At 53.7% G+C, this 20,819-nt stretch carries 15 protein-coding genes and 1 tRNA gene; 10 read left to right on the top strand and 6 right to left on the bottom strand.

Annotated features, from left to right (window positions below):
- The first annotated feature begins 526 nt into the window (after positions 1-526).
- From ACAW74_RS26455 to ACAW74_RS26430, 6 genes are all read left to right on the top strand, one after another.
- The gene (locus ACAW74_RS26455; protein WP_370701275.1) at positions 527-1,069 is read left to right on the top strand and encodes a GNAT family N-acetyltransferase; all 543 of its coding nucleotides are present in this window, start codon (positions 527-529) and stop codon (positions 1,067-1,069) included.
- A complete protein-coding gene (locus ACAW74_RS26450; protein ID WP_370701274.1) occupies positions 1,066-1,626 on the top strand; it encodes a cupin domain-containing protein in 561 nt (186 codons plus the stop codon). The genes ACAW74_RS26455 and ACAW74_RS26450 overlap by 4 nt, the downstream gene beginning before the upstream one ends.
- Positions 1,627-2,036: 410 nt before the next feature.
- Entirely contained in the window at positions 2,037-2,441 is a 405-nt protein-coding gene (locus ACAW74_RS26445; RefSeq protein WP_370701273.1) for a hypothetical protein, read from the top strand.
- Between the two features lie 18 nt (positions 2,442-2,459).
- Complete coding sequence (locus ACAW74_RS26440) at positions 2,460-2,996, top strand: YybH family protein (protein WP_370701272.1); 537 nt, start codon at positions 2,460-2,462, stop codon at positions 2,994-2,996.
- A gap of 20 nt (positions 2,997-3,016) precedes the next feature.
- On the top strand, positions 3,017-3,529 hold the full coding sequence (locus ACAW74_RS26435) for a YybH family protein (RefSeq protein ID WP_370701271.1): 513 nt from the start codon (positions 3,017-3,019) through the stop codon (positions 3,527-3,529).
- 28 nt (positions 3,530-3,557) lie between these two features.
- The gene (locus ACAW74_RS26430; protein ID WP_370701270.1) at positions 3,558-6,743 is read left to right on the top strand and encodes a histidine kinase dimerization/phosphoacceptor domain -containing protein; all 3,186 of its coding nucleotides are present in this window, start codon (positions 3,558-3,560) and stop codon (positions 6,741-6,743) included.
- A gap of 82 nt (positions 6,744-6,825) precedes the next feature.
- On the opposite strand, the gene ACAW74_RS26425 is transcribed toward ACAW74_RS26430, so the two are convergent.
- Entirely contained in the window at positions 6,826-9,084 is a 2,259-nt protein-coding gene (locus ACAW74_RS26425; RefSeq protein ID WP_370701269.1) for a xanthine dehydrogenase family protein molybdopterin-binding subunit, read from the bottom strand.
- A 107-nt stretch (positions 9,085-9,191) separates the two neighbouring features.
- Positions 9,192-9,659, bottom strand: coding sequence for a (2Fe-2S)-binding protein (locus tag ACAW74_RS26420; protein ID WP_370701268.1), 468 nt, complete (start codon positions 9,657-9,659; stop codon positions 9,192-9,194).
- A gap of 341 nt (positions 9,660-10,000) precedes the next feature.
- Here ACAW74_RS26420 and ACAW74_RS26415 point away from each other — a divergent pair, with 341 nt between their 5' ends.
- The 4 genes from ACAW74_RS26415 to ACAW74_RS26400 all read left to right on the top strand — a co-directional run bounded on the left by ACAW74_RS26415 (position 10,001) and on the right by ACAW74_RS26400 (position 14,801).
- Positions 10,001-10,570, top strand: a complete 570-nt coding sequence (locus ACAW74_RS26415; protein WP_370701267.1) for a fasciclin domain-containing protein — start codon at positions 10,001-10,003, stop codon at positions 10,568-10,570.
- A 51-nt stretch (positions 10,571-10,621) separates the two neighbouring features.
- Complete coding sequence (locus ACAW74_RS26410; RefSeq protein ID WP_370701266.1) at positions 10,622-11,956, top strand: DUF2254 domain-containing protein; 1,335 nt, start codon at positions 10,622-10,624, stop codon at positions 11,954-11,956.
- Positions 11,957-11,966: 10 nt separating this feature from the next.
- Positions 11,967-13,703 carry an APC family permease gene (locus ACAW74_RS26405; protein WP_370701265.1) on the top strand — a complete coding sequence of 579 codons (1,737 nt, stop codon included), beginning with the start codon at positions 11,967-11,969 and terminating at the stop codon, positions 13,701-13,703.
- A gap of 207 nt (positions 13,704-13,910) precedes the next feature.
- Complete coding sequence (locus tag ACAW74_RS26400; protein WP_370701264.1) at positions 13,911-14,801, top strand: hypothetical protein; 891 nt, start codon at positions 13,911-13,913, stop codon at positions 14,799-14,801.
- Positions 14,802-14,923: 122 nt separating this feature from the next.
- Here the strand turns inward: ACAW74_RS26400 and ACAW74_RS26395 are convergent.
- From ACAW74_RS26395 to ACAW74_RS26380, 4 genes are all read right to left on the bottom strand, one after another.
- A tRNA-Arg gene (locus ACAW74_RS26395) sits at positions 14,924-14,995 on the bottom strand.
- A gap of 109 nt (positions 14,996-15,104) precedes the next feature.
- Entirely contained in the window at positions 15,105-16,391 is a 1,287-nt protein-coding gene (gene hflX, locus ACAW74_RS26390) for a GTPase HflX (protein WP_370701263.1), read from the bottom strand.
- 148 nt (positions 16,392-16,539) lie between these two features.
- The gene (locus ACAW74_RS26385) at positions 16,540-17,925 is read right to left on the bottom strand and encodes an MATE family efflux transporter (protein WP_370701262.1); all 1,386 of its coding nucleotides are present in this window, start codon (positions 17,923-17,925) and stop codon (positions 16,540-16,542) included.
- A gap of 376 nt (positions 17,926-18,301) precedes the next feature.
- On the bottom strand, positions 18,302-20,767 hold the full coding sequence (locus ACAW74_RS26380) for a TonB-dependent receptor (RefSeq protein ID WP_370701261.1): 2,466 nt from the start codon (positions 20,765-20,767) through the stop codon (positions 18,302-18,304).
- Between the last annotated feature and the right edge of the window lie 52 nt (positions 20,768-20,819).

Here is a 20,819-nt window from a genome sequence, read left to right as displayed (position 1 = left end):
ATTGTGAATCGTCGATAAATTAACATCCACGCACGAGCAATGATAGCAACGGCATTGTATTTATAGAACCTGCTCTTTCTCGATTTTTTATTAAAATTACCGATAGTGTTCCTGTTGGATTCCTTACAACAATCGGGCTTATCTATACAATTTTAATCGCTTTAATGATTAACGAACGAAAACAGGAAAAAGGCAGATGGATTTTTCGCTTGTTCTTATCTTTTGTATTGTTATGCATTCCCTAATTATTTTTCAGGTACAAATCGAATTTTGAGAAACATTTGCAAAGTGGTTTGCAGGTTTACCTTTGACATAATTGTAGGTGAGAAAACTGCCGCTAACAGTGTATTGCCAAAAGCGGGGCTAAAGTGCTTTGATTGACCATTTGTGAAAATTCAACAGCTGTAATTCTATTGAATCGCTCGGGCGACCCCGTTTTGTGCTAAAAATCCCCGCCTTCGGCAATACCCAAACTGGTAGCTGCAAAGTTTCCACAGAATGTAAACAACCAAAACCTAGCCAGGAAATGGACACAAGTGAAAAAGTAAAAACAAGAGCTGTTGTCATTCCTGACGACTTGGAAGCCGTTAAAAAATTATGGTTTGATTATCTGGTTTGGGGTAACGACAAAATGCAGGAACTCTATGGCATCCATCCTCATAATCCCAAAGAAGCTGTTGAACAAGACATCCAACAGATTAATAAGTTTCAACCACCTTACGGACAGCTAATACTTGCTATTGATAAAGGTAACGTATGCGGGCTTGGCAGCCTAAAACGGATTAACCCCGACATCGGTGAAATAAAACGGATGTTCGTTGATCCAGGCAGTAGACGAATTGGGGCTGGGCGAGCTATCCTTGACCGACTTTTACTTGAAGCAAAAAAAGTCGGTTATAAAAAAATTCGGCTTGACAGTCCGAAGTTTATGGAAGCCGCTCACGCTTTATATAGAAGTTTTGGATTTCGTGATATTGACGCGTATCCGGAAATGGAAATCTCCGCGGAATTTAAAGACTACTTGTTGTTTATGGAATTAGATTTAACGATGAAAATCGACTCAATATGAAAAGGCGAAAATTAATTCAGTTGTTTCTTTCGATAGTACCGATTACAACGATCACGCCTTTTCTTACAAAGGCGCAAAAGAAACTCAGATTATTAAAAGGAGGATTTAAAGTAGAAGCGGATAAAGACCGATGGGATGAAAACACGATTTTTGGAAAGGAAAAAAATATGAAGTGTAAAGTTTCAGGTAAAGACACTAACAATAGTCTATATGTCGTAGAGGAAAATGACCCCGTAGATGTTGGCCCACCTTTACATATTCATCCTAATCAAGATGAAGTGTTCTTTATCACAAAAGGAAATTACCTTGTAAAAATTGGGGATGATGTATTTAATCTTAAAAGAGGCGACACTGCGTTTGCACCAAGAAATATCCCTCATTGTTTTCTTACAATTGGAGAAGGTCCTCACCAAATGATTCTCACCTACCAACCTGCGGGTAAAATGGAAGAGTTTTTTTACAATAGAAAAAATCCAGCATATACGGACGGAAAAACTATCGAGCAGCAATTTAAGGAACATGATATGGAGATTGTCGGCCCTAAACTCACTAAATAAAAACGACGCTTGACTTCTCGTTTCCAATGCTACTTTTTTCTGAAGAACAATAAAATCAATGCACCCACAAAACGTTGGGTTATCTAAGCTTGGATGAATTGGCTCAGAACAAGCTTTATGCACTGCAAATGTAAATCCGCGTTGTGCTTTGAAAAAGGAAGACTGAAAGTGGAAATTATTCAGGGACATTTTTTAAGTCAAACTTACCTGATTCAATACCTGAATAACTAATCGCTAAGTAGCTTTCTTTCGATTTAAATTAATAAATAAATTGAAAAAGAAATTATATTCTCTTTGCCCTTTTGTCAGCAACCTTGTTGGCGCCTGATTCATAGTCGAGTAAAACAAATAAGCCCAGCATATAATGCTGGGGATCGATCTCAAAACAGTCAAACCATCCAATCAAATCCATGAAACAACTCCTGATTTCGCTAGCTGCACTTTGGCTACTGGTTAGCCTCGGCCTGTCAGCCTCTGCACAGGCTCAGCAAACGTCAACGCCCCAACTCAAAAGTATTCACCTGTTCGATATGCCGGCCGGTGTAACGGAGGCCCAACTGTCGGCGTTGATTGGCGAGTTGAACACGATCATTACACGTCTGGGGTACAGTAACGCCGGATACACACTCTACAAAGTAGAGGGAGAAGGAGCCGACAAATACCGCTACTACTTCGAGGGTAATTGGCCCAATGCCGAAGCGTACCAGAAAATCCACGACGACAAATCGTTTCAGGACGCAGATAAAAAATTAGGTACAGTGTACGAGAAAATAAAAGCCGTTGAACTCTACCGTCGCTTAGTGAGAGTGCCCTAAATCAGTTAAACCAAACCCATGAAAATAAACCCATTTGCCCCCGTTCTGGCTCTTTTTGCCGCTCTGTTCCTGTCTGTTTGCACCATTGGCTGCAACCCAACTAAGCAGGAAACGACCACCGACGTACCTGTCATGACCGCCGGGAAGAAGCAGGCTATAGAGCAGGAAATTTCTGGCCTTGTGAAAGCATTCTTCCAACAGGTCGAAAAACTGGACATCGAAACGTGCATGACCTACTTTGAAAATACACCTGATTTTCAAGCCGTCAATCCCGATGGTACTCTGGGCGACTATGACGCGCTAAAAAAACTGAACGCGGACGGATTTAGCCAGATGAAGACGTTGAGGGTTGTACCACAGAAGGAAGTGATCCGGGTGTTGACCGACTCGCTGGTGCTTTATACGTTCTCGATGGAACAGGATGCAACGCTCAAAACCGGCCAGAAAATAAAGTTTGAACACGTAGCGGGAACGATGCTCTTCACCAAAATAAACGGCGCGTGGAAGGCGACATTCTACCACGAGTCTGCCGCTCCGCCTGTACTAGTAAAATAAGGACTGCTAAACATAAAATTATGAAAATCAATCTATTTACTACAATCCTGGCTGTTGCTGCCGTTTTGTCTGTCTGCGTTACCGGTTGCAACACTGCCGCCAAAACAACAGAAGCCACCACTGAGCAGGCAGCAGTTAAACCCGATATGGCCGCCATCAAAACGGAAATACAGGCCATCGAAACCGAATGGGCCAGCGCCACAACAGCCAGAGACATTGACAAAGTAATGGCTCTTTATGCAGACGATGCCATAGAAATGGCCGATGACGAACCCATGTGTGTGGGAAAGGCTGCTATCCGGCAGGTGTTGCTCAACAGTATGAAAGCGCGCAAGGCCGGGACCACGGTTTCGTACGAGACGATGGACGTGTACGGCGATGGCAACCTAGTGACCGAAGTCGGCAAGACAACGATTAAAGACACGGCTGGCAACGTAGTGAGTACCGGCAAATACATGGGTGTTTTTGAAAAACGTGATGGAAAATTCATCTGTATCCGCGATATCAACAACGAGGATCAGAAAGACAAGTGAAGTAGCTTAGGCCACTAAACAGGTCAACATGAATGGATACGTTGGTTTTGGGTGGCTCCTCCTCCTGCTATTGTGCCTGTCTGCACCAGACGGGCAGGCACAATCGACGGTGCTTTATTTCAACGAACCACCCAAAGAGACGCTGGGCCGCAACCGAAATCAACTAACCATTAACCGATTCTTTACCGATCGAGACGATTTTCTCTGGTTCGTCAGTTCGAATGGCATAAGCCGCTACGACGGCCATGAAATTGAGTCGATCCACTCGAATCCAATCGATCTGAATTCGTTATCGTCGGCACACGCGGTCGATATGATTCAGGATGAGCAGGGTAACTTCTGGATTACCACCCGCGATGGTGGCCTGAATGCCTATAATCCGCAAACCGGAACGATCACCCATTTCCGGCACGTACCCACCGATAAGGCCAGTCTGTCGTCCGACAATCTGCGGTTTCTGCAACGGGATGCGTCGGGGCAACTCTGGATCGGGAGCGATTGGGGCATGAATCGGTTCGACCCCAAAACAGGCCGTACTGTTCGGTTTTTGCCCAAACCTGGCCAGGCCGGGGAGCTACAGGGCAACCCGCTTTCACTTATCGTGGTTACGTCCAGCCAAATTTACGTCAGCACCACAGCCGGATTTGAGTATTATGACCTGGCTGGTAAGCAATGGCATTATTTGCCGCTAGAAGACAAACAGGGAATGTCTTCCAGCTCAACCGGTAGGCTGAGTACCTCTGGCAGTCTCTGTAAAGATCATCGGGGCCTGCTCTGGATGGGCGTTCCCAACCAGACCGGGCTGCGGGTATTCAATCCAGAAACCGGGCAACTGACGTCGTTCAACATACAGGCTGCCGGCGGGAAGGCAATTCCGTTTCCCAAAGTGATTCTAGAAGACCGGTTGGGGCGGCTTTGGCTCTGTTGCGAGAACGACATTTTCCGCATTTCGGCCGACCGGGCCGTGGTGGAGCACTGCACGCCGGTAGCCGTCGACAATCAGGAGCGGTTGTCCGAGTTTGTGACGATCTATGAAGATCGGCAGGGGCTGATCTGGCTGGAGCGACTGAGCGACAAAAATCCGCTCTTTTTCGACGCTCGTCAGGAACGCTACCCCAACATTCGGTTACCAACTTTGGGCGGCGTCAGGCCGTTGGCTACGGACCTACTACCCGACTCGAGCGGCCTGCTGTGGATCAGTACGGCCCTCGGTCTGATTCGCTACGATTCGAACCGGGGCGACACCCGGTTTGTGCTGAAAAGGCCCAACGTGCTTTCCTGTAGTGTACTGGCTGATGGCTATCTGCTGGTTATTTCGGAAGATGATGGCTTGTTTATTTTCAACAAAAAAACGGGCCGTTCGCTCCCGGTCCGGTTTCCGGCAGGGGAAGGGAAACCCATCCAGACCCCCATCTGCTCGGCCCTCGACCATGACGGCGATCTCTGGATTTCGACCTGGGGTTATGGACTTTTTCGCATCCCGAAGGGTGGTTTATCGCTGGAAACGGGGCTCATCAGCAGCTTTGAGCAATGGAAAAAGAACCCAGCCAACGCCAACAGTCTGCCTTCGAATAATCTGCAAAAAATTGCCGTCGATGCGCAGAATACCGTTTGGGTATGCGGGTCGGCCAACGGGCTGTGCCGGGTAAACAAACGTACCCGGCAGGTACAGCGGTATATGCTCCGGCAAGGCGACCCCTACGGATTGGCCAGCAACTACACCTACACTCCACTAATCGATAAGCAGGGCGACGTATGGGTGACGAGTGGGTACACTGCCCCATTACAGCGGTTATCAGCCAAAACGGGACGGTTCAAAAAGTATGGACTGTCTACCGGGTTTACGGATGATTACTTTGGCAATGCCACGCTGGACGAAACCGGCAAGATCTGGTTCAATCAGAATCAGGTGGTTTCCTGCATCGACCCCGTAACCGAGCAGGTATCCACGTTTCCGCAGTTTGTGGGGACCTCGCCCTATTCCACCCCCATTGCCGCTCAGCCCCTCACCGGCGAGATTTATTTCGGTTGCCAGAACAACCTGCGGCGGTTTAAGCCATCCCTTATTCAGAACGCCTCCCAGACACCGTCGCCTCTGCGGCTAGTAGCAGTGTCTTGTTTCGATGCCGATAAGACCCAAACGATGAGGCCCCTACCTCAACAATACTGGCGAACCAACAACCTGGCGTTGTCGTACCGGCAAAACACCCTTGAACTCCGATTTGCCCTGCTCGACTACCGCAACACCGCCAGTCGGGAGTATGCCTACGCCTTGAGTGGAGTCGATGAGCAACCGCAGTGGGTACGCATTGGCTCCAAACACTCCGTCGACTTTGCTCAATTGAAGCCGGGAACGTACCTGTTCCACCTGAAAGCCCGTAACACGGATGGCGTCTGGACCACCCTGGCGGCTCCTCTCCGCATTGGTATCAGCCCGCCCTGGTGGCAAACTCCCTGGGCCTATTTGGTATATGGGTTGTTGGCGGGGGTTGGGTTATGGTATCTGATGAAGGCCCGCCTCCGCGAGCAGGCCCGCGAACTGGCCCTGCACGAAGCCATGATTATCAGACAGCAACGCGATGAGATTGCGCTAAAAAACGCCCAGAATGAACTGCTGCTGAAAGAAATTCACCACCGCGTCAAGAACAATCTGGAGATTGTGTCGAGCCTGCTCGAACTCCAATCGGCCCAACTCAACGACCCTGTCGTGCAGGATGTGCTTCGAGCCAGCCAAAACCGGGTACAGAGCATGGGCATTTTGCATCAGCAACTCTATCAGGACCGCCACTTAGCCCTTATCGAGATGCGGACATACTTTCTCCGGTTAGGCGAAACGCTGCTCGATGCCTACAATGCCACTCAGCATGTTAGTATTGAGTGCTCTATGCCTGAATTGGCTATCGATGTCGATACAGCACTGTCGTTAGGGTTAATCGTCAACGAGTTGGTGAGCAATGCACTCAAATACGCCTTTCCCAATCAGCAGCCGGGCTGGGTACGTATCGAATTGAATGACCTCGGCGCGGACCACCTCCGGCTTGTCGTGGCCGACAACGGTGTGGGCAAAACCAACATCACGTCGCCGGGGACTGGCTTCGGCACGCAGTTGGTGGCTCTTCTCACCCGGCAACTCGACGGCAAATTGAGGCAAGATACCACACAAGGCACCGCACGAGGAATCAGCATCACCCTCGATTTTTCCCGCACCCGGTAACGTATATCCCCAACGAAACCGAATCTCAGAAAACTGAGACCAGGGCACCGAAGTGCCCTGGTCTCATAAAGCTACGGTACCATTACCCCTGAATCTTCTTGTCCAGTTCGGGCTTGAAGGGTTGGTTATAGAACCGTTTACCCCGGTTTTTATACAGGGCATTCGCCACCGCGCCAAAGACCGGCGGGAAGGGCGGCTCACCCAGGCCCGTTGGGTCGAGGTCGTTTTCGACGAAGTGCACCTCAATCTGTTTGGGGGCTTCGTTGTGCCGGATCAGCCGGTAGTTATGAAAATTGCTTTGTTCGGCTGCGCCGTTTTTGTGTGTCAGCGCCCCGTAAAAGGCATTGCCGATGCCATCGACCACGGCACCCTGCACCATGTTTTTGGCCGCATCGGGGTTCACGACGATGCCGCAGTCCATGGCGCTGAACACGCGCTCGACATACGGCTCGCCCTCGCGGGTGACCATATCAACCACGTGGGCGGCGTAGGAATTATGGCAGAAATAGGCCGCCACACCCCGGTTGTATTTTTCGTTACCGTCCTTGTTCCAGCCCGACTTGTCGCGCACCAGCGTGAGCACACCGGCGTAGCGGTCGGCGTCGTATTCGTTGTTTTTACCGACGGGGTTTTCCTTCGCCCGTTTCAGCAGATCCAGCCTGAACTCGATGGGGTCTTTGCCCATCGCTTCGGCCACTTCGTCTAGGAACGACTGCTCGGCGGCGGCGTTGAAATTGGAGCGCGGCGCCCGAAACGCACCAATGGTGATGTTCGACGGAATCTCCCAGCCTTCGGCCAGGTAGTTGTCTACGGCCCCGGCCGGGAAGCGGTTGGCGTGCACCGGATGCTCGGGAATGCCACCCCCTTTCACGTGGAAGGCAATCAGATTTTTGTTGGCATCCAGCGCCGCCCGGTACGTAGCTGTGTACATGGGCCGGTAGATGCCGTACGTCATGTCGTCTTCGCGGGTGTAGATTAGTTTAACGGGCGCTTTGGCCTGTTTAGAAATCACGGCAGCTTCGTAGAGGTATTGGCCATAGGCCCGCCGGCCAAACCCACCCCCCATGCGCGTCATCTGAATCTCGATCTTGTCGGCGGGCAGGTTCAGCAGTTTCGACAGGGTCGGCTCCACCCAACCCGGTGCCTGCAACGGTCCCGCCAGCAGGGCTTTTTCGGGCGTTACATGGGCGAAAAAATTCATCGGCTCCATGCAGTTGTGGGCCAGGAACGGGGCGTTATAGGTACGTTCGATAACCTGCGCTGCATTCTTGAACGCCGTTTCCGGGTCGCCATCTTTCCGCAGTTGCTGAGCTGGTTTGGTCGCCAGTTCCTGCATTTTTTCGAGCTGGGCAGTGGTGCTTTCCAGCCGGCCCGGTACCACAACTTCCCGTTTGCCGCCCCGGCCCATCATGGTGTCTTTACTATCACCAGCCGGTTCCCACTGAGCCACCAGCTTTTTGCGGGCGTTCATGACTTCCCAGGTGGTTTTGCCCACCACAACCAGTAAATCGTTGAATGTGCGGGTATCGAAACCACCCTGCTCGAAGCCGTCCGGGTACAGTTTCAGGCTGAACACGTCCTTGATACCCGGCATCTTGAGCGCCTGCGTAGCATCGAACGACTTCAATTTCATGCCAAACGCGGGCGGATGCTGAATCATGGCAATGAGCATCCCGTCGGCCCGATAGTCGAGTCCGAAGAGGGGTTTGCCGGTGACGATTTTCTGCCCTTCCACGTTTTTCTTGGACTTGCGCACGATCGAAAAGTCCTTCGGTGCTTTCAGCTTCATGCCTTTGGGCACGGGCAGCGTAGCAGCTTTGCTGGCTATCTCGCCGTACTTCGCCGATTTTCCGCTTGCGTGCGACAAAACACCCGCTTTGGTCGTGATTTCACCGACAGGTACGTTCCAGGTTTGGGCGGCGGCTTCGCACAACATTTGCCGGGCAGCGGCTCCGGCTTCGCGAAGGGGTTTCCAGTACATCCGGACCGAGTTGCTACCGCCCGTAAACTGAGGTCCCAGTTTCGCGTTGTCGTGCGGCCCCATCTCGACGACTACGGTCGACCAGTCGGCGTCCAGTTCTTCGGCCACCATCATCGGCAGCGATGTCATCACGTTCTGCCCAAACTCGGGGTTGGGGCACAGTAGTTTGATGACGTTGTCGGGCGTAATCTGAATGTAGCCGTTCAGTTGGGTCCACTGCGGCGGCAGGTTCAGCGCCTCCAGTTTGTCGGCGGCTTTGGCGCTGGTCAACCAACTGACATTGAGCATCAGGCCGCCACCGGTCAGCAGCGACGCTTTTAAAAACGAGCGCCGATTAACGGCGGGTTGGCTAGTCTTCATGGTTTGAGGTCATGGAATGGTCTTTCTCGGTACGTCATTACGGGGTGATCGGTCGCCAAAACAAGGCGTGACGACCAATGACCATGAATGACGCGTGATGACCTGATTTATTTCGTTGCCACGGATTTGATGGCGTCTTTGATGCGCAGGTACGTGCCACAACGGCAGATGTTGCCACTCATGGCGGCCTCGATGTCGGCGTCGGTTGGGTTAGGCGTGGTTTTGAGCAGGGACGCCGCGCTCATGATCTGCCCCGCCTGACAGTAGCCGCACTGCGCCACGTCGTGGTCGAGCCAGGCTTTCTGCACGGGGTGAAGACTGGCCGAACCGGCCGTTGCTGCCAGGCCTTCGATGGTGGTGACGGCGCCCTTGCCCACCACCGACACCGGCAACTGGCAGGAACGTACCGCGGTGCCGTCGAGATGTACCGTGCAGGCGCCGCACTGCGCGACCCCGCAGCCGTATTTGGTGCCGGGCAAGTCGAGATGATCGCGGAGCACCCACAGCAAGGGCGTAGCTGGATCGACGTCTACCCGCCTGATTTTTCCGTTAACCGTTAGATTGTACGTTGCCACTGTTGTCGGGTTTACTAGGTGATGGTCTATGCGTAGTTATAATAAGAGCGACTGATGGGCCGGAACTGCCTTTTAGACAAAAGGCGGCCGATACAAAAGTCTCATGGACAGGCCTATAAACGGGTATATAGATTACGGAAGTTACTACCAATTTTACTGATCTGGTAAAGGCTCCCGGCAATCCGTTTCATTGAGTCCGCACGAACGACTGCCCGGATTCCGAGGTACCTAGCTATTTACCAATTACGTGCTGACTCTATCATTATGCGGCGGGGATAGTTATCAGTGTATAGTAGCAACCATGGTGGTTGTTGACCATCTTCTGAATAGGCTCTCGTTTTATGAAACTACACTTTATCTGGTTCAGCTGTCTCATCTGCGTTTGCCTGTCAGGTGGAACGGCGGGTGCTCAGTCTGTGCCCCAGACGACCGCCGGCAACCCGGCGGTCGATACGCTACAGGCCAGTGGGGTGGCTACCAACGTGACGATGGCCCGGAGCCTGTCGTTGTCTCCTGATCATACTACGCTGCTCCAACTGATGGAGGCTTCCGGGCTTACCCGTCAGGCTGCGGGGAAGGCAGCATACACCGTGTTTGCACCCACCAACATGGCGTTCACCAGGGTTTCCGAGGCGGACCTGCGGGAGTTGTTGCTGCCGTCAAGTAAAAAAAGGCTGATCCGCTTTTTGGCTTACCATGTGGTAAAAGGACGGCTGACGTCCGACCAGCTCAGAGATGGCCAGACACTCACCAACCTGACAGGGCAACTATTAATCGTTCACAAGCAGGGCGATCGCATAACCGTAGCGGATGGTCGCGGCATTGTTGCCGACGTCATTGAGGCCAACATTCGGACGACCAACGGTGTCGTGTATTCGATCAATAACGTGTTGCAGCGGGGTACACAATAACTACTGACGCCTGGACGAAGTAACCTGAACTGATACCGGAATGCCATACTTATGATCACCCGCCTACGCCAGGCCTGGCAGTTGTTGCGCGAATCGCTCTGGTTCGTGCCAAGTTTATTGGTGCTGGGCGCGTTTGGGCTGGCTTATAGCCTGATTGTGTTTGACAGCCACACATCTTTTGATGGGGCCAAACAGTTTCCTTTACTCTTTGGGGTAGGCGCTGAAGGGTCAAGAGGGATGCTCACCGCCATTGCCGGGTCAATGCTCACCGTAGCGGCGCTGGCTTTTTCGCTCACTCTGTCGACCATTTCACAGATTAGCAGCCAGTATTCCCCCCGGGTGCTGCGTAATTTCATGCGCGATCGTGTCAATCAGATTGTCATGGGCTACTTCGTAGGGGTCTTTGCCTACTGCCTGATTGTGCTGGGGACGATTCGAGGCACCGATGAGCAGAAGTTCGTTCCGGCTACCGCCGTGCTGGCAGGATTGCTGCTGGCGCTGGGTGGAGTAGCCGCGCTGATTTTCTTTATTCATCACATCGCCGAGTCGCTCCAGACTGGCACCATTGTCCGGCATATCTTTCACGAGATGCGCAAGGCTATCGACCAGTTGTTCCCCGATCACGTCGGTGAACCTATCGATGAGCCGGCCGAAACCGACGCCGCGTTGCGTTACAGCGACGAAGAGGCTGGCTGGGAACCTGTGCTGTCCACAGAAACGGGATACCTGCAACGTATCGATACGGATGGGCTACTGCGCTGGGCTACCCAACACCGGGTCGTGCTGCGTATCGAGTGTAACATGGGGGCGTTTTTGAGCGAAGAAACGAAGCTCTTCAGTGTACGGAGCGGGATGGAGCGCCCGGACCCTGATGAAGCGGACTGGCCTGGCGATGTGCTTAGCTATGTGAGCGTTGGGCGACACCGTAACGTGGAACAGGACGTTGCATTCGGGATTCAGCAACTGGTTGACATTACACTCAAAGCCCTCTCTCCAGGTATCAACGACACCACTACTGCCATCATGGCGATCGACTACCTTGGGGCTACTGTGGGGCTGCTGGCCGAGCGTGAGTTTCCGGCCCGGCTACGCTCCGACGGCCAACACCTGCGAATTCTGGCCCGAACCAGTGACTTCAATGCCTACGTCCGGCTGGCTTTCGACCTGCCACGTATCAACGCAAAAGGCAACCATGCGGCGTTTCGGAGGTTATTACGCGCGTTGGCTGTAGTGGCTGATGCTGCCTGTTCGCCCGACCGAAAACCCGTGCTGGCCGAACAGGCCCAACTGCTGATAGCCTATGCGAATCAGACCTTGTCGACCGACTATGAGAAAGAGCAGGTACGCAGTTTGTATGACACCCTGAAAACAGCCTGGACCGACTAGCCAATTCTGTATGAAAGCGCATCCCAAACTAAGCGAGCTGCCCGCGTCGGCTATTTGTGGTAATGACATCAGTTCGTCTTGTCTGTACGTGTCTGCCCTCAGTATTCTTTACGCCGGCCAGTATGCCTGGGTGTCATTGTTGCTGGTGGGGGGGACGCTGTTTCTGTTTCGCAAGATTTACGGCGAGGTAGTGGGTGCTTTGCCGCTCAACGGCGGCGCTTACAACGTATTACTGAACTCGACCAATAAAACAGTAGCTTCTCTGGCAGCTTGCCTGACGATTCTGTCGTATGTAGCAACGAGTGTCATTTCGGCCAACGAAGCCATCCACTATGCCGCGTCTTTTAGCCACACGTTGCCCATCATCTGGGGGACCGTGGGTTTATTGACGCTGTTCTTTCTGCTCAATCTGCTCGGGTTGAAGGAGTCGGCCAAGGCTGCCGTAGTCATTTTCATTATTCATCTGGTCACCCTCTCACTGCTTTGCCTTGTATGCGGCTGGTATGTGCTGCAAAATGGCTTCGGGCAGTTCGTTGCTAATATGGCCACTCCCTCGCGCCACAGCCTGTCGTTTCAGTTATTTGCTGGTTTTTCGGCAGCCATGTTAGGTATCTCGGGGTTTGAAAGTTCTGCCAATTATGTGGAAGAGCAGAGCCGGGGGGTGTTTCCAAAGACGTTACGAAACATGTGGGTGATCGTAACGGTCTTTAACCCGCTTATTGCGCTGTTTGCGCTCAGCCTCCTGCCAATTGCTGAAGTAGACACCCATCAGCAATCGCTGCTGGCTTTCATGGGCAGACAGTCGGGGGGGGCATGGCTGGCTACGCTGGTATCGCTGGATGCGGTGTTGGTGCTGAGCGGCGCTGTACTGACCTCGTTTGTGGGCGTAAGCGGGCTGATCAGGCGCATGACACTCGACCGGATATTCCCGCAGGTGCTATTACACGAAAATAGCCGACAGGCACCCTATTACATTTTAACGCTGTTTTTTGTCCTTTGCGTGGCGGTCCTGCTAACGACCGGTGGCAATTTGCAGGCGCTGGCAGGCGTGTATGCACTTTCGTTCTTGGCAGTTATGGGGCTGTTTGGGCTGGGTAATCTACTGCTCAAGCTTCGGCGCAAACGACTGCCCCGGCCCGAAATAGCCCCGGTAAGCTGGGTACTGCTGGCGCTGCTAGCTGTTGGTACCGCTATGCTGGGCACTATCATGCTCAATCCGCAGTACGTCTGGGTGTTTGGCGAATATTTTATCCCGACGTTTTTGCTGGCACTGATCATGATGAACCGCTCGTTGCTGCTGAAGGGCCTGCTGTCTATAATCCTGTATCTGTTTCATCCCCTGAAACGAACCATTGAACGATTTACGCGCTGGACCAACCAGACGATTAACAGCATTAACGGCCAGGAATTTATCTTCTTTTCTAAAGGGGATGATATCGCTTCGCTGAACCGGGTGATGATCTACATCCAGGAAAATGAAGAAACGAACCGGCTCCGGATCGTGACCGTAGAAAACGAGCATTTTCAGGCACCGCCTAACCTGCATCGCGACATTGAGACCCTCGACCGGGCCTATCCCGACATTGCGATTACGTACATAAAAATTCAGGGGCACTTTGGGCCGAAGCTGATCGAAGAGTTGTGCGAAAAATGGAAGATACCCACCAATTTCATGTTCATCGGCTCACCGAGCCAGCGGTTTGAATACCGCGTTGAGGAATTGGGAGGTGTTCGGTTGATTATCTGACCGGCCATTCTGCAATACTACCTTGAACTGGATGGCCCACTCATTCGCTCATTACGGATTTCGGGATAAACGCTCCCCGCAGAAATTTGCCCAAATTGCTCCGGGAAGCTGTCTATCTGATGCTGGAGCATGCTGCGACAGCCAACACGCTAGACGAATGACGATACGATGATTGGGAAATCGATTTTTCTATGGGCGACTTCAGCTTTGATAACGCTATGGTTTTCAGAGTTTACGTTGGCGCAGAAGGTGGATGCCACGTATGAAAATGACCCTGCTGAACGGATTCAGGTAGCCCCTGAAGCTATTTTTACTAAGTTCCGCGAGGCTGGCATGAATCCCGTTGACCACAAGCTAACGCCAGCTCAAAAACAGAAGGTGAGCCGCGCATTTGCCCTGTTACCCCCATTACATCGGCAACTATTGAAACGGCATTTGCACAGCATCAGCTTTATGGACAACATGCCCAACACGGCATTGACGTCGCCCGTTGATGCCGGCGGCCTGCCCAGGCAGTTTACGATTACGTTTCGGGCCGGTTTACTGGACGAGACCATTTCAGAGTGGGCATCGGCCAAAGAGAATACGTGCTTTAAACAGGTAGATAAGGCTCGTTATACCGTGCGCGTTGAGGGGGGCAACATGGACGCAATCGTTTACGTGCTCATGCATGAGGCCACGCATATTGTCGACGCCGTGAAAGCGATTACTCCACGCGTTGACGCATCAACGTCAGTGGTTGAACCCACACGGTTCACGAAGGATATATGGCGCTTGATGAACGTACCTGCTGATACGTACCTGGATTCATTGTTGGAACAAACCCGTTTCCGAAGCGGAAAGACGGTGCCGGTCAGCGTGGCGCCGGAGGTGTATAGAAAGCTCTCGAAAACGCCGTTTCCTTCGTTATATGCCACCGCTGCCTGGTCTGAAGATATCGCCGAGCTGGCAACCATTTATCACCTCACGACCCGGTTGAATCAGCCTTTTCAAGTGATTGTCACTAAAGATAACGTCGAGGTCGCGAGGTTCGAACCCATGAAGAATTCGCTGGTTAAACAGCGATTGGGGCAACTAGCAGCTTTCTACGCGCCATGAGGCCACTAGTACACGTTGATGAAAACAGCCCTTACGCCAGGCAGATGGATCTGTTAAACAGATCAGCCAAGAATTGGCCATCCTTAGTTGCTTTTTTTGAGGCAACTAAGGATGATATAAAGTGGCTCCGGCGGGAATCGAACCCGCATCTAGCGTTTAGGAAACGCCTATTCTATCCGTTGAACTACAGTGCCAGTGAAATGCACAATGGATAATGGACGATGTACAATGGCAATGCAATCACTCATTATACATCGTTCACTATCCATTGTGCATTTTCACTGCAAAAATGGGCAAAACGGCCTAGTTCTCCAATTTTGGCGTGACTTCTTCCGCGTTGGGGCGGGCGCCGTCGCCGCCGAGGGTGGCCGTTTCGAGCAGGGGTACGTTCAGCCAGTTGGGATAGATCTGGAAGTGACGCTCCTTCACCATCTCGTAGAGCAACTCGCGCAGTTCTGACAAATTCTCGCCTGTTTGCGCCGACACGAACACGACGTGTTCGGCCTGCTTGGCCAGATTCATCCGCTTCAGGTACGTTAGCGCTGTCTTTCGCCGTTCGTCGGCGGGGACTTCGCCCTCCGTTTCGGCGTCGAACTCAGGCGCCCATTCTTCCTTCGGTACAAAGGCATCCATTTTGTTGAATACCAGCACCACCGGCTTGTCGGCCACACCCAGCTCGATCAGCGTTTTGTGCACCACGTCGATGTGCTCCTCAAACAAGGGATGCGACACGTCGACCACGTGCAGCAGAATGTCGGCTTCGCGCACCTCATCGAGCGTCGATTTAAACGACTCGATCAGCATCGTAGGCAGTTTGCGGATAAACCCAACGGTGTCGGTCAGCAGGAACGGAATGTTGCCCAGCGTGACCTTTCGCACCGTCGAATCGACCGTAGCAAACAGCTTGTTTTCGGCAAAGACGTCGGTTTTGGCCACGGACCGCATCAGCGTCGATTTACCCACGTTGGTATAGCCCACCAGGGCCACGCGCACGAGGCGGTCCCGCTCCTTGCGGCGCGTCTGACTCTGCTTATCGATTTTTTCCAGCTTCTCTTTCAGGAAGGCGATCCGGTCTTTCACGATCCGGCGGTCGGTTTCGAGCTCTTTCTCACCCGGCCCCCGCATCCCGGCGCCCCCTTTCTGGCGGCTCAAGTGGGTCCACATGCGCGTCAGGCGGGGGAAGATGTACTGGTATTGCGCCAGTTCGACCTGCACCCGCGACTGCGCCGTCTGCGCCCGCATCGAGAAGATGTTTAGAATCAGCAGGCTCCGGTCGAGCACCTTGATGTCCTTGAACTCGGCTTCGAGGTTACGTACCTGCGCGGGCGTGAGGTCGTCGTCGAAGATGATCGTATCGACCGGCTCGGCCAGCACATACGTCTGAATCTCTTCCAGTTTACCCTTGCCCACAAACGTGCGCACGTCGGGCCGTTCGAGTTTTTGGGTAAACGTTTTCTTCGTGACAATCCCCGACGTTTCGGCCAGAAAAGCCAGTTCGTCCAGGTATTCCTGTGTCTGCGAAGCGGTCTGTTTCTGCGTAGAAACGGCCACTAACACAGCGGTTTCGGGTTGTTTATGCGTTTCGATCATACTATATGGATAACAGTAGTTTGGAGGTTCCAGTTTGACGATTAGAGTTTCACGTTTAAGGTTTAACGTTTCGCGTTGGCTGGCGCAAGCTTATTCTGGGGCTAACCAACATGAAACCTTAAACGCGAAACTCCAAACGCCAAACTCGTTACACGTTCACCGTTCGCCAGCGGCCGCGGCGGAAGATCAGCACAGCGACGACCGCGAGGAGCGATTCGGCGATAGCCACCGACCAGAACACGCCCGACGGTCCCCAGCGGAGCACTTCGGCCAGCAGCCAGGCCAGTGGAATTTCAATAACCCAGAAGCACAAAATGTTCATTAGCATGGGCGACCGGGTATCGCCCGCGCCGTTGAGGGCCTGCGACACCACCATGCCGTAGGCCATGAACACGTACCCGAGGCAGAAAATCCGCAGGCTCTGCACACCAATGGCCAGTACGTCGGGTTGTTGGCTGAAGATACCGACCACCGATTCGGCGCCCAGATACAGCGCCAACCCCACTGGTGACAGAAACAGCAGGTTGCACAGGGCCGCCCGCCACACCGACGTCTCGGCGCGGTCGGGCTGGTTGGCGCCCAGGTTCTGCCCCACGAGTGTTGCTGCCGCATTGGCCATGCCCCACGACGGCAGAATCGTGAAGATGAAAATGCGGATAGCCACGGTGTAGCCCGCCACCACATCGCTGCCGAAGGTCGAGACGATGCGCGTCAGGAATACCCAACTGGCCGATCCGATCAAAAACTGACCGGTACCACCCGCTGCGAGATTCAGCAGGTTACGAATAACACCCCCATCCGGCGCTACTGAGGCCCAACTGATGTGCAACCGCCCTTTGGGGCCCGCCAACGCGTAGAGCTGATACAGCACACCCAGGCTGCGGCCCGTGGTGGTGGCCACCGCCGAGCCCATCACGCCCAGTTCGGGAATAGGCCCCCAGCCGAAGATGAAGATCGGGCAGAGTACGATGTTGATGCCGTTGGCGATCCAGAGGGAGCGCATGGCGGTGGCGGCATCGCCCGCGCCGCGTAACGAGCCACTAAGGGTATGCAGCAGCATGATGGCGGGTGCCGAGGCGAAAATGACGCGGGTGTATCCGGCCCCGCTGGCAACCAGCCCCGGATCGCCGCCCATAAGCCGTAGCAAATCAGGGGCAAACACTACACCGGGAATGCCCAGCACGACAGCCGCCGTCAGCGACACAAACAACACCTGACCAACGGCCCGGCTGGCTTCGTCGGCGTTGTTTTCGCCGACGCGCCGGGCTACCAGGGCCGTGGCCGCCGTGCTGAGGCCAATGGCGATGGAATAGACCAGCGTCAGCACTGACTCGGTCAGGCCTACCGTGGCGACGGCATTGGTACCCACGCGGGCAACGAAAAACACGTCGACGATCGCAAAGAGCGACTCCATGACCATTTCCAGAATCATGGGTACGGAGAGGAGGAAGATCGCCCGGTTGATGCTACCAGACGTCAAGTTGGCTTCTGAGCCGCGCAAGGCAGCCAGCAAGAGCCGAAAAAATCGGGACATTACAGAAAAGGAGAAAGAGGCCGCTCAGGAACGGCTACCGATGTGAAGGGAAGAAGAGAAAGGAAGACAGCACAAACGGCCACGGTTAGCGTGGGCGGGCGGTCAGGAAAGAAAGCTCGTTGTCGTTACCGAACCCGAGCGAGCGCAATCAGCTTCATCGGCATAGACGCAACGCAGCAGGGCGAAGCGTGTTTTGAACCGCAAAGGTAAGCAAGTTTCTTGTAAAATGATTTTTTTTGTTTGGTGTTTTCAGTTTGGAGTTGGCTGACATTAAGAGAGTTTAGAGTTTTCAGTTTGGAGTTTAGAGTTGGCTGGCGCAAGCTTATTCGGGCGCCAGCCAACTCTAAACTCCAAACTGAAAACTCAAAAACGCCATCTACTCCGTTTTCGCGTCGTCGTTGGTGATGCGCTTTTTGGGGCGTTGGGTTTTGGCTGATAGCTGCCCGAAGCGCCAGTTGACCGACAGCCGAATGTTGCGGTAGGCGTTTTCGTTGACGCCGTCGGTGATGAACGTGGCCGTGCGGAACTGGTTGACGATGGTGTTGTACTGCGCGAACGCGTTTTCAAGGTTCAGCGTCAGCACCACGCGTTGCTTTTTAAATTCCTTACGGGCAGCAAACGCGTAGTTGTAAAAACCCGAGGTACGTCCCTGCAACAGAATCCGGGCCGAATTATACGAGGCGTTGGCCTGCAAACTGATGTCGTTGGGCAGTGGCACCGACGTGTTAATCGTCACGCGGTAGCTCCAGTTGGAGTTCTGCACCTGTAAGGCCGCGCTGTTCAGCAGGTTGTAGTTGACGCCGATCGACCCATTGAGCTGCCAGTTGCGGTAGGGGCGACCCGACCCAAACAGATTAAGGCCGTAAGTGGCATTGCGGGCAATGTTCTGGTAGGTGGTGTACGAGACATTCGCCGTGTCGACGGTGGTCACGCGTTCGATGGCATTGTTGGTGAGCCGGGCAAAAATCATCGCGTTGAGATTCAGCCCTTTTTTGGTAAATGTGTTGTACGAAAGCTCCGCCGAATGAGCGAGTTCGGGATCAAGGTAGGGGTTGCCGAAGAACAGGTTCTTGGGGTCAGTCGAGTTGATGTATGGGTTGAGAAAATTGATCGATGGGCGCTGAATCCGTTGGCTGTAGTTGAACCGGATGCGCTGACTACCCGATAGCCGTTTCGACACCGAGACGTTGGGCAGCAGGTTGGTGTAGCGGTCGGCGAAGGTAGTTTTCGTCGAGACAAAATCAGCGTTGATGCGCGTCAGTTCGTAGCGGCTGCCGAGCGTGTATGTCCATTTTCGGGGTGTATTGATCCGAAACGACGCATAGCCCGACAGAATATGCTGCTGATAATCGAACTGATTGGCCCGACGTGGGTCGTCCCGGAAATCGGTGCTGTCGGTGGCGCTGTCGAGGCGGTAATCGCTGCCGACGTGGCGCAGTACGCTTTTAACGCCCACCTCCAGTTTCTGTTTGTTGGACTTGAACGGATGGTCGTAATCGGTCTGAATCGTCAGTTCGGTGGTGGTGTTCAGGTTGACGTTCCGCTCGCGGTAGTTGACCAGTTCCCCCTCGGGTAGCGGATACTGATCGAGCGAGTAGCGGCTGTCGTTGGCGTTGCGGTTCACCTGCGTCAGGAAGGTCAGCGTCTGTTCAGGCCGGGCAAACAGGTGGGTGTAGTTGATGTTGGCATCGACGCTGTTGGCTGCCGACGTATTATCGGAATACCGCCGAAACGGTTGTCGGGGTGTGGCCGACACGTAACGGGTATCGCGAATCGACGTACCTGATCGGTCGCTGCTGTTGACGCTGCCATCGAGCCCAAACTGATTCGTGGAGTCGAGTTCATAATCGAGATTGAACGAGCCGAATAGCGCGTTGCCACCGTTGCGGCTGCTGCTGCTCTGATACAGTTCACTCACCGAATCGGACGTACCCAGCGCCCGCCGCACCGACGACGACCGGTTGTAGTTGAGCGTGTAATTGCCGCCGCCGTAGGCCGTGAGTCCCCACTTGCCCGCCCGCATGTTCAGGTTGCCGCCGAGGTTGTCGGTACGGTTGCCAACGGTGCCGTTCAGGCCGCCGGTCATGCCTTCCAGGCGGCTTTTGGTGATGATGTTGATGACCCCCGCCGTGCCTTCGGCGTCGTATTTGGCCGAGGGTGCCGTAATTACTTCGACGGCTTTGATGGCGTCGGCCGGAATCATCTGCAACGCCTCGTTGATGCTGCGGGCCATAATGCTCGACGGCTTGTTGTTGACCAGCACCTTAATACTGGTACTGCCCTTAAGCTGAATGGTGCCGTCGGGGTCGACGGTGAGCAGCGGCGTTTTTTTCATCACGTCGATAGCCGTGCCGCCCGCGTTGGACGGGTCGTTACCTGCGTTGTAGACGAGCCGGTCTTCGCGGTCTTCGATCAGGTCGCGGCGGGCGGTTACCTGCACTTCGGCGAGCGTGTTGGCCGTTGACCGGAGCAGCAGCGGAGGCAGCGTTTGCTGGTAACTGTCGGGCGTCAGGGCCAGTGTATCGGTCGTCCGGTTGTCGTAGCCAACGAAACTCACGCGCAGCACGTACCGCCCCGGCAGCAGGTGATTCAGCGCGAAACTGCCCGTTCCGTCGGTGGTGACGCCGGTAAGCGGTTGGGCACTGCCGGGTCGAAACAGGGCCACTGTAGCAAATTCAACCGGTTTGCGGCTGGCTGAGTCGAGCACCGTACCCATCAGGCTTCCCACGTCGGCGGCCTGCATGGGGCTGGGCAACGCCACGGTATCGGGCTGAGCCCAGGCAATCGGGTTCGTTCCTAAAAGGCAGAGAATGAGTAAGGTGATCGGTAGAAAAGGCTTCATGCACGTTGAGTAAAGCAGAAACGGGAGGAAGCGCCCACACTGTCGAAAAGGC

This window comes from Fibrella musci, from assembly GCF_041321105.1.
GTDB lineage: Bacteria > Bacteroidota > Bacteroidia > Cytophagales > Spirosomataceae > Fibrella > Fibrella musci.
The sequence above is the reverse complement of the archived record's forward strand: the minus strand, read 5'-3'. Positions and strand labels throughout refer to the sequence as shown.

Bases quoted from the DNA above. Each gene is read 5' to 3' on its own strand.
- ACAW74_RS26455 (WP_370701275.1), top strand. From the start codon at position 527: ATGGACACAAGTGAAAAAGTAAAAACAAGAGCTGTTGTCATTCCTGAC.
- ACAW74_RS26450 (WP_370701274.1), top strand. From the start codon at position 1,066: ATGAAAAGGCGAAAATTAATTCAGTTGTTTCTTTCGATAGTACCGATT.
- ACAW74_RS26445 (WP_370701273.1), top strand. From the start codon at position 2,037: ATGAAACAACTCCTGATTTCGCTAGCTGCACTTTGGCTACTGGTTAGC.
- ACAW74_RS26440 (WP_370701272.1), top strand. From the start codon at position 2,460: ATGAAAATAAACCCATTTGCCCCCGTTCTGGCTCTTTTTGCCGCTCTG.
- ACAW74_RS26435 (WP_370701271.1), top strand. From the start codon at position 3,017: ATGAAAATCAATCTATTTACTACAATCCTGGCTGTTGCTGCCGTTTTG.
- ACAW74_RS26430 (WP_370701270.1), top strand. From the start codon at position 3,558: ATGAATGGATACGTTGGTTTTGGGTGGCTCCTCCTCCTGCTATTGTGC.
- ACAW74_RS26425 (WP_370701269.1), bottom strand. From the start codon at position 9,084: ATGAAGACTAGCCAACCCGCCGTTAATCGGCGCTCGTTTTTAAAAGCG.
- ACAW74_RS26415 (WP_370701267.1), top strand. From the start codon at position 10,001: ATGAAACTACACTTTATCTGGTTCAGCTGTCTCATCTGCGTTTGCCTG.
- ACAW74_RS26410 (WP_370701266.1), top strand. From the start codon at position 10,622: ATGATCACCCGCCTACGCCAGGCCTGGCAGTTGTTGCGCGAATCGCTC.
- ACAW74_RS26405 (WP_370701265.1), top strand. From the start codon at position 11,967: ATGAAAGCGCATCCCAAACTAAGCGAGCTGCCCGCGTCGGCTATTTGT.
- hflX (WP_370701263.1), bottom strand. From the start codon at position 16,391: ATGATCGAAACGCATAAACAACCCGAAACCGCTGTGTTAGTGGCCGTT.
- ACAW74_RS26385 (WP_370701262.1), bottom strand. From the start codon at position 17,925: ATGTCCCGATTTTTTCGGCTCTTGCTGGCTGCCTTGCGCGGCTCAGAA.
- ACAW74_RS26380 (WP_370701261.1), bottom strand. From the start codon at position 20,767: ATGAAGCCTTTTCTACCGATCACCTTACTCATTCTCTGCCTTTTAGGA.